This is a genomic window from bacterium, from assembly GCA_018812485.1.
Lineage (GTDB): Bacteria > JAHJDO01 > JAHJDO01 > JAHJDO01 > JAHJDO01 > JAHJDO01.
In genome coordinates this window covers 1-9,336 of record JAHJDO010000093.1, presented here as the reverse complement: position 1 = coordinate 9,336, position 9,336 = coordinate 1, and the positions used below count along the sequence as shown (strand labels likewise).

At 38.2% G+C, this 9,336-nt stretch carries 9 protein-coding genes and 2 tRNA genes; 6 read left to right on the top strand and 5 right to left on the bottom strand.

Annotated elements, in window-relative coordinates:
* Positions 1-213 precede the first annotated feature (213 nt).
* The 6 genes from serS to KKC91_07365 all read left to right on the top strand — a co-directional run bounded on the left by serS (position 214) and on the right by KKC91_07365 (position 4,297).
* Positions 214-1,485, top strand: coding sequence for a serine--tRNA ligase (gene serS / locus KKC91_07390; GenBank protein ID MBU0478373.1), 1,272 nt, complete (start codon positions 214-216; stop codon positions 1,483-1,485).
* Between the two features lie 12 nt (positions 1,486-1,497).
* Entirely contained in the window at positions 1,498-2,505 is a 1,008-nt protein-coding gene (gene hflK, locus KKC91_07385) for an FtsH protease activity modulator HflK (GenBank protein ID MBU0478372.1), read from the top strand.
* Positions 2,505-3,458 (top strand): protease modulator HflC, encoded by a 954-nt coding sequence (gene hflC, locus KKC91_07380; protein MBU0478371.1) that lies wholly within the window; start codon positions 2,505-2,507, stop codon positions 3,456-3,458. The genes hflK and hflC overlap by 1 nt, the downstream gene beginning before the upstream one ends.
* Before the next feature lie 5 nt (positions 3,459-3,463).
* Positions 3,464-3,551 (top strand) — tRNA-Ser (locus KKC91_07375).
* 25 nt (positions 3,552-3,576) lie between these two features.
* Positions 3,577-3,666 (top strand) — tRNA-Ser (locus tag KKC91_07370).
* A gap of 58 nt (positions 3,667-3,724) precedes the next feature.
* On the top strand, positions 3,725-4,297 hold the full coding sequence (locus KKC91_07365; protein ID MBU0478370.1) for a hypothetical protein: 573 nt from the start codon (positions 3,725-3,727) through the stop codon (positions 4,295-4,297).
* Here KKC91_07365 and KKC91_07360 read toward each other — a convergent pair.
* The 5 genes from KKC91_07360 to KKC91_07340 form a co-directional block, all read right to left on the bottom strand.
* The gene (locus tag KKC91_07360) at positions 4,289-5,446 is read right to left on the bottom strand and encodes a hypothetical protein (GenBank protein ID MBU0478369.1); all 1,158 of its coding nucleotides are present in this window, start codon (positions 5,444-5,446) and stop codon (positions 4,289-4,291) included. The genes KKC91_07365 and KKC91_07360 overlap by 9 nt on opposite strands.
* On the bottom strand, positions 5,447-6,139 hold the full coding sequence (locus KKC91_07355; protein MBU0478368.1) for a glycosyltransferase family 2 protein: 693 nt from the start codon (positions 6,137-6,139) through the stop codon (positions 5,447-5,449).
* 18 nt (positions 6,140-6,157) lie between these two features.
* Positions 6,158-7,630 carry a radical SAM protein gene (locus KKC91_07350; protein MBU0478367.1) on the bottom strand — a complete coding sequence of 491 codons (1,473 nt, stop codon included), beginning with the start codon at positions 7,628-7,630 and terminating at the stop codon, positions 6,158-6,160.
* Complete coding sequence (locus KKC91_07345) at positions 7,627-8,337, bottom strand: polyprenol monophosphomannose synthase (protein ID MBU0478366.1); 711 nt, start codon at positions 8,335-8,337, stop codon at positions 7,627-7,629. Before KKC91_07345 ends, KKC91_07350 begins: the two co-directional genes overlap by 4 nt.
* 3 nt (positions 8,338-8,340) lie before the next feature.
* On the bottom strand, positions 8,341-9,336 hold a 996-nt coding region (locus KKC91_07340), incomplete at its 5' end, for a GNAT family N-acetyltransferase (protein MBU0478365.1).

Sequence of the window (9,336 nt, the reverse complement as noted above, 5' to 3'; positions counted from 1 at the left end):
TTGAGAAACCCATAATCAGAAAATGCATCGCTTAACTTAACACGTATGCCCCAAACCCCCAATTCTTGGGGGCTTTTTAGGTGTGCACTTTTAAAACTTAAATCGCTTAAAAACTGTGCACTTTTAAATTTTATCTGACACTTTTCAATAAGAATATTGACAAAGCCCTAAATGTTGTTCATAATGCGGAACAGTTTTGTGGGAGTTAATATCATGCTGGATATAAAATTTATAAGAGAAAAAACGAGTTGTGTAAAGAAAGCAGTAAAAAACAGAAATATGTCAGTGGATATTGATGAAATATTAGCCATTGATAAAGCTAGAAGGTTGTTACTTGGAGAAGCGGAAATCCTTAAGCAACGAAGGAATCTTGCTTCTTCAGAAATTCCAAGACTTGAAAAAGAGGGCAAATCTGCAGATGCATATAAAACTGCAATAAGAGTCATATCCCAAAAAATCAAGAAATTAGATGAGAGTTTGGGAGAAGTAGATAAAAATTTGCGACAAAAGCTACTGTTTGTCCCAAATATTCCACACAAGACAACGCCAATTGGCAAGTCAGAAAAGGACAATGTTGAGATTAAAAAATGGGGGGAAATACCAAAATTTACTTTTGCTCCAAAGACTCACTGGGAAATTGCAAAACGTCTGGATATACTGGATTTTGAGAGAGCTTCAAAGATAACAGGCAGCCACTTTTGTCTTTACAAGGGCTCGGGCGCTAGGCTTGAAAGAGCGCTTATAAATTTTATGCTTGATATTCACACAAAAAAGCATGGCTATAAAGAAGTATCAACTCCCTTTATAGCAAACAGGCTTTCTATGATAGGCACAGGGCAGCTGCCCAAAATGGAAGAAGATATGTATAGATGCGAGATAGACGATTTTTTTCTCATACCAACTGCAGAAGTACCTGTTACAAATATACATAGAGACGAGGTATTAAAAGAGGATGATTTGCCAATCTGCTATACAGCGTATTCTCCATGCTTTAGAAGAGAAGCCGGCTCTTATGGGAAAGACACCAGAGGACTTAATAGGGTACATCAGTTTGATAAGGTTGAAATGGTAAAGTTTGTAACACCTGAGAACTCTTATGATGAGCTTGAATCTTTACTTGAAAACGCAGAAACCATACTTCGTCAATTGGAGCTTCCATACAGGGTTATTGTGCTGAATACAACAGATATTTCATTTGCAGCAGCAAAATGCTATGATATTGAGGTATGGGGAGCTGGACAAAATAAGTATTTTGAAGTTTCTTCCTGTAGTAATTTTGAGGATTTTCAGGCAAGACGTGCTAATATAAGGTTCAGAAGAAAACAGACAGAAAAGGTAGAGTTTGTGCACACCTTAAATGGTTCTGGTGTGGCTCTTGCAAGAACTGTTGTTGCGCTTCTGGAAAATAATCAAAAGGAAGATGGAAGTGTTTCCATCCCCAAAGCTCTCCAGCCCTACATGGATGGGATGGAGATTATAGAATAAAAAGGAGAAGTTATGGAATACGGTGGTAATGGTCAGGATGATTTAGAACGCATGATTAATTTGGGAAAGCAAAAGCTCAGTAAGTTTGGAGGAGTAGTTCCGCTTATAGTTGTTGGACTGTTTATATTGATACTGCTAAAAAGCGCAATCTATTCCATTGGCCCGGATGAGGTTGGCGTTGTGCGGCGCTTCGGCAAATATATTGCTCCGCCAGTCGGATCAGGATTACATATGAAACTGCCCTTTGGAATAGACAAGGTAATCCCTGTAAAAGTTGAGCGTATATTTAAACAGGAGTTTGGCGTGAGGACTCTTCGTTCAGGAGTAAGAACCCAATATTCAACCGGTTCTTATCTTGATGAATCTCTGATGCTTACAGGCGATCTCAATATTCTTGATGTGCGCTGGATTGTGCAGTTCAGGGTAAAAGATCCAGTACAACTACTTTTTAATACCAGAGATCCTGAGGATAATGTACGTGATATCTCCGAGGTAGTGATGCGGAGGTTCGTAGGTAACTACAGCGTGGATGAGGTCCTCAGCACAAAGAGAGAAGAGATTGATGACCTTGCACATATTGAGATGCAAAAGATATTGGATAAGTATGAAACAGGGATTCAGATTGTTACTGTGAAACTTCAGGATGTAAATCCTCCTGATGAAGTAAAACCTGCATTTAACGAGGTTAATGAGGCGAAGCAGGAAAGAGAGAGGGTAATCAACCAGGCGCGGCAGGCGTATAACAAGATTATCCCGCGAGCTAAGGGAGAGGCTGAGCAAACAATACGAGAGGCTGAAGGATACGCTCTGGACAAAATAAACAGAGCAAAAGGTGAAGCAGAGAGATTCTCGACAGTACTAGCGGAATACAAGAAAGCCCCGGATATAACCCAAAAAAGGCTTTACTTAGAGACAATGATGGAGGTTTTACCTAATGCAAAAGAAAAGTATATAATTGACCCGAAGCAGTCTTCAATATTGCCACTGCTTAATCTTGGACAAAAAGGAGGAGTAAAATAATGAAAAAGCTTTTGAATGTATTTATTGCCTTAATTATCTTAATAATACTTATAGCTATGAGCGGTGTGATGTATGTTGTAGATGAGACGAAACAGGTTGTGATAACCCAATTTGGCAAACCTGTTGGTAATCCAATTACAAACGCAGGACTGCACTTTAAAAAACCATTTATTCAGAAAGCGCGTTACTTTGAGAAACGGCTTCTTGAGTGGGATGGCGATCCCAATCAGATTCCCACCAATGATAAAAAATATATCTGGGTTGATGCTACTGCGCGTTGGAAGATTGTTGATGCGTTGAAATTTCTGCAGTCAGTGAACAATGAGATGGGAGCTCACGCAAGGATTGATGACATTATCAATTCAGCAACCAGGGATACAATTACAAGGCATCTCCTTGTTGAGACAGTAAGAAATTCCAATCGCATTGTAGACGAGGTGAAAGAAGTGGGGAAAGACGTAATAATTACTGACGAAGCCCTTGAACGCATAGAAGTAGGCCGGAACAAATTAGAGGAGATAATCTTACACGATGCAAAAGAACTTGCTCCCAAGTATGGCATAGAACTTGTTGATGTGCGAATTAAGCGGGTCAATTATGTAGAAGATGTAAGGAGAAAAGTCTATGATCGTATGATTTCCGAGAGAAAGCGCGCTGCTGAACAATATCGCTCTGAAGGACAGGGCAGACGCGCTGAAATAGACGGACAGAGAGGAAAGGAACTCAAACTAATTACATCTGAAGCATATAGGCAGGCTGAGGGGTTAAAAGGCAAGGCGGATGCTGAGGTAATAGGCATCTATGCCGCGGCATATAACCAGGATCCTGAGTTTTATTCATTCTTAAAAACCCTTGAGACGTATAAAAAGACCATTGATGAGAACAGCACAATAATCCTTACAACGGACAGTGATTATTACAAGTACCTGAAAGGACTGAATCTTATTAAATAAAGATCGGAGGGATGGCTGAGTGGCTGAAAGCGGCGGTCTTGAAAACCGTTTTCCGGCAACGGAACGTGGGTTCAAATCCTACTCCCTCCGCCAGAACTTCGTTATCAGTATTTATCCAGGAGAGGTGGCCGAGCGGCTGAAGGCAGCTGCCTGCTAAGCAGTTGTGGGGGTAACTCCACCCCGGGTTCGAATCCCGGCCTCTCCGCCATGCACAAGCATGAACGAAGAAATATAATTAATAAATCTATAATTAATGAGGAGGCAGTATGAGAGACTTTGATCGATATGCTAAATTTAGCAAAAGAGACTCAGGAAGAGACTCAGGAAGAGATTCTGGAAGATTTGGCGGAAGGGATTCTGGAAAACGCAGCTTTGAAAAGCAGATGCATGAAGTAACCTGCGACAAATGCGGTAAGAGATGTGAAGTCCCTTTCAAACCCACTGAAGGTAAACCTGTTTACTGCAGTGATTGTTTTGAAAAAACCGGGAATTCCAGCAGATATGGTGATAGAGATTCAAGAAGACCTGATAGAGGAAGTTATAATAGATCCGGAGGAAGAGATTCGGGAAGATTCAGCAGTAGAGATTCCGGATCAAATAAACCTGAACAATTTATAAAAGAATTTGAGCAACTTAACAGAAAACTTGATACCATACTAAAAGCATTAGAGGTTCCAAAAAATGAACAGGTTGCAGAAAAACCTGTTAAAGAGCCTAAAAAAACAGAAATAAAAGTTGAGAAAAAAAAGTTGGAAAAAAAGGTTGGGAAAAAGAAAGAAGAACCTAAAGCAAAGAAGAAAAAGCCTGTGGCAAAAAAAACAGTTAAAAAATCAGGATAGGTAATACGGATGTACTGGACTTATGAAGAGTATTCGGATAATGACTGCAACTGTAAGAAGTCCTGCTCCGATAAACAGATACTTTGAAAGCTTATCCCTGTCTTTTGCGTAGCTCAGAATCATAAAAGGGAAAATGGCAAATGTTATTCTTGTTGCTGCGGCTGATGCTTCCCAGATAGAGAAGCACATAAAAATAGGTACAAACGCCTGAACAAACAAGTTCCAGTTGTATATATTCTTATTTCTTAAAAGTTTTACTATGGAAACAGCAAGAACTAACATCACGAAGCAGAAATACGGGATAACACTTATTTCTCTAAGTATGTGTTTAATACCTCCGCCACTCAGGTTGATACTGCTTATTTCTTGTATTATACCAGCAAAGGGCAGGGTAATATGTCCTGAAGAACCAAGAATGGGTATTTCGCCAAGCCTCTGATACAGAAAAAATTGAAGAAGAATGAAAGGTATGAAGGATAGAATGATTACAAAGCTGTTTTTATACCTTTTTTCAAAAAATTCATACATTAAAAAAACTAATATTATAAGCCCTGCAATTTCCCTTGTAAGAAGTGCAAGCGAAAAGAAAAGAGCTGTTGAGGCTATTTTTTTCTCTTCATAAAAATAAATTCCTATTAGTATCAAACATAGAAAAAGGGGGGTTGTTAAATTGTATTGAAAAGCTACAATATTACCTATTCCCAAAGAATAAATTAAAGCATACCAGATACTCACATTGTGTTTTTTGAGAATTATTGATAAAAACAGAGTGCCTACCAGAATTGAAATTATATTAACAATCAAGAGGGTCAAGGGCAAAAGAGCCTTATTGCCAAGAGCCAGTATATATGCCAAAAAGGGGTAAAGAAAACGCTGGTATTTTTTTAAATCTATACGGTGAAAATTTGTCTTTATGAAAGGGTCAGATGCTGCATAATAATACGCCTGTCCATCGTATCCACTAATATTTTTCATAATTACAAAATTTGGAGGAACCAGTTTTTTTGTAACTAAAGAACTTTTTTCTCCTAAATTTACAAAACAGCTAAGATTAAAATCATAGCGGCTTGCAATAGTGCCAATAATAATGAGATAGAAAATCAGGATGCATATCAACAGCTTAAAATGCAGGAAACTAGTTCTTTTCATCTAATCAATAAAGCGATATTTTATTAATGTCCAGATCGCAGAGAAACCATCTATCCAGCAGATCTTCTTCCCTTCCGAATAATCTCTCCCATAATAAGAGATTGGCATTTCATACACTCTGTAGTGCTGTTTAAATATCTTTGCAGTAATTTCAGGTTCTATGTTAAAACGCCTTGACTTTAAGTTAAGGGAATCCAGAACTCTTTTTGTCATAACCTTATAACATGTTTCCATATCGGAAATTGTTGTGTTGTACAGCAAATTTGTTATTAGTGTCAGGAATTTGTTCCCTGCTAAGTGCCAGAAGAGATACATTCTCTGAGGCTTGCCTCCTGATAGTCTTGACCCGTAAACAACATCAGCAAACCCGTCAGTAATAGGCTTTATCAGCTCCTTAATCTCTTCAGGCTCATATTCTAAATCAGCGTCCTGAATTGCTATAATCTCGCCTTTAACATGCTTGAAGCCTGTACGCAGAGCTGCTCCCTTGCCTTGATTCGAGATATTATAAAAAATTCTTACCTCCCGATATTTGCCGTCCAGTTTTTCTTTTAGAATCTCACGTGTACCGTCTGTAGAACAGTCATCAACAATTATTATCTCTTTTTCTACGTCCAGAGCTTTTACTTTTTCTATAATCTTAAGTATGGTATTTTTCTCATTATACACAGGCACAACAATAGAAAGTTTCATATATAGCTCCTACATAAGTTATGTGTTCTTTACCAGCATGCGCATCCCTTTCAGTATTGCGGGAAACCCTCGTTTTCTCAAAATATCTCTAATTACAGAAGGTCTTTTAATGACATTCTTAAATATATAATATCTGTTAATTCCCTTTCTCATCTTCTTCCAGATTTTTTCAAGCTCATCGACTGATAATCTTCTAGTCTGCATAACAGAGCGCGCTCCGACACGCACCCGCTTCCCAACTATAAGCGGATATATATCGCTTGCAGCGATCAAATTCTCTTTCTCTGCGATGTCAAAAAGTTGCGTTTTTGGATAAGGAAACGCCATTGTGAGATGGATATTATCAGCATCCAGTTCCTTTGCAAGCTCAAACGTTCTATGCAGCGTATTTTTGTCGTCCCAGGGCATACCTACTATTAAGTCACAGTTTGCCTTTATACCAGCCTCCTTTGTCTGTTTAATAGCATTAATTGCTTCTTGATTTGAGAAATTCTTCTGCATATCTTTCCTGACTGATGGATCTCCGGATTCTATGCCATATTCTATGAGTTTGCATCCTGCTCTAGCCATTTTCCAGAGAAGATTTTGGTTAATACGATCTATTCTGGTTAAACAGCGCCACTGGAGATTGAGATTTCTATTTATTATTCCATCACATATTTTCTCTGCACGGGACTGATCAAGAGTAAAGGTTTCGTCCCAGAAAAAAAATCCATAAATCTTATACTTATCGACAACATACTCCAGCTCGTTAAGCACTCTTTCAGAAGACATTGCTTTCCACTTGCGGTCATATCCCCTCCATCTGCTTGAGCCTATTATGCAAAAAGGACATGCATATGGGCAATCCCTTGTAGTTCTTATTCTAATCCCGGGAACCAGTTTCTCGTGAAAAGGAAGATCTAAGTAGCCAATTGAATATCTGTCCATCGAAAATAGATCGTATGCCATGAACGGCAGTTCATCTAATGAGTTCATGATGTTGGCAGAGTCTGTTGCAACAATCTTTCCGCTCACATCTCTAAACGCTATACCTTTTACATTTCTAAGCTTTGATTCTATGTTTTTGATTATGTCCGGTATAACTACTTCTGGCTGTCCTCGTACAATTATATCTAAACTCATAAAATCCTCTAACATTCGCTCCGGATATATAGGAGCTAGCACAGTTTCTATAAGAATCGTTTTAACATCTTTCCCGAACTTTCTTTTTGCAATATCCGCTACTTTCATATCATGCGCTATCAAGCCAGCTGCTGATTGGAATATCACAGCGTCACATTCAGGCATTTGCTCCTCAAGTTCCGACCAGCCTAACTCAAGCGCATTTGCATCAATAACCTGAACATCAGAAATATGTTTTAATACGCTGGCAACCTGTGCAAGTCTGAGAGGAAAAGGTACGTATTTGACATTCTGAAAACATATCTCATCTCTGAGAGTGTAGAGCCTTTTGTCGTATTTGGGAGGATTTATTAATAATATCTTCACTTCTCTCCCCTAATCCTTAACTTTAAGACTAAGAAAAACGCCTCTACAGCAATGGCTTTTGACAGCTTTGATTTTCCAAACTGGCGATCTACAAAGATTATTGGAATTTCCCCTACTCTATATCCTTTTCTCTGACATTTAAACAATGTCTCTATTAAATATCCGTATCCATGGGAATACAAATGTTCTATACCAATATGTTCAACAACCTTTCTCCTAAAACATCTGAATCCTCCTGTGCAATCCCCGGCAGAAAGACTTAATATTGTTCTAGCATATATATTTGCCCCTCTGCTCAGCAGTTTTCTACCTATGCCCCAATTCTGAGTCCCTCCATTTTCAATATATCTAGACCCGATAATTACGTCATATTCTTCCATTTTAGTCAGCATTTCTGGGATATATTTGGGATCATGTGAGAAATCAGCATCCATTGTTAATATATATTCCGCGTCTGTATTCCTAAGAGCATATTTCAGCCCTGCTTTATGAGCTGCAGCAAACCCGGCTTTGTTCTCTCTATGCAGATGATATACCCTATCCGGAAATTCAATGTGAAGTCTATCAACAATTTTGCCAGTGCCATCAGGAGAATTGTCATCTATAATTATCACCCCTATATCCACAGGTAGATCTAATATTTGATACACAAGACCTTCTATGTTTTCCGCTTCATTATATGTTGGGATAGATACTACAGCCTTCATAATTTAGAACCATTCCAGAAATTTGCGCATTTTAGGTGACATTTTATTTGCCTGTTCCTGCGAAACCAGTTTGCTCCATATCAGTCTTCTAATCATAACACGCGGTCTTACAGTCTTCTCTCTTATAAATTTCTTTACAGGGCTGTATGTTTTCTCATAGTATTGAAGAGGCACTGGAGTTCCTCCATACTGTTTTTTCCATCGGAAATACGATGATTTTGGAGCAGTGCTTCCGAAATCAATTATATCAATATCCGACTTTTCACAACCATCTTTTATCATTTCGTTGTATAGCAGGTTATTCGGACGATATTTCATATACTCAGGAATAGAAACATTATCAAAAAGATACCTGATGTTATTAAAATCAAAACAATACATCCCTGCTATAGGCTTGCCTTTGTATACAGCAATATATAAATCTGTATAATCCCGAAAGAGATTGAATCTCTCGTAAAATATTTTTTTATCCATAATTTTTGTTTTAATCTTCTTCCTGTTCTTTATCAGTATGGAATAGTATTCATCCATGAGATTCCAGTCATTCTTTATTATGAAGACTCCCTCTCTTTTTGCTTTTCTTATAGCCTTTCTCACCATTCTATCAAATGATTTCCAGACAATCTTATAATCCAACGCATTTAATACAAAAATATTAGGAGATTTATCGGCAGTATATGTAGGCTTATAACCCACAGTCCTGCAATGTCTAATTAATTCGGTATTATCCATATGAGGATTCATTAGAATGTTAGCACATGCTACATTCTCCTTAAGACATATTTCATCCATTCTCTTCATTAATGCAGTTATAACTTCAGCGCTTCTGCTAAGCGGCCCGCCATAAGCTCCTCCAAGAGGCATTGAATGTATGCTGTCATTCAGAAACATAGGGATCTTTGCAAAGGGGAATATGCCCGCTATGTTGTCTTTTTCATCATTTGCTATCAGATAAAACGTTTTAAAACCTTGCTCCTCATATACAAAACGCCACTTGTA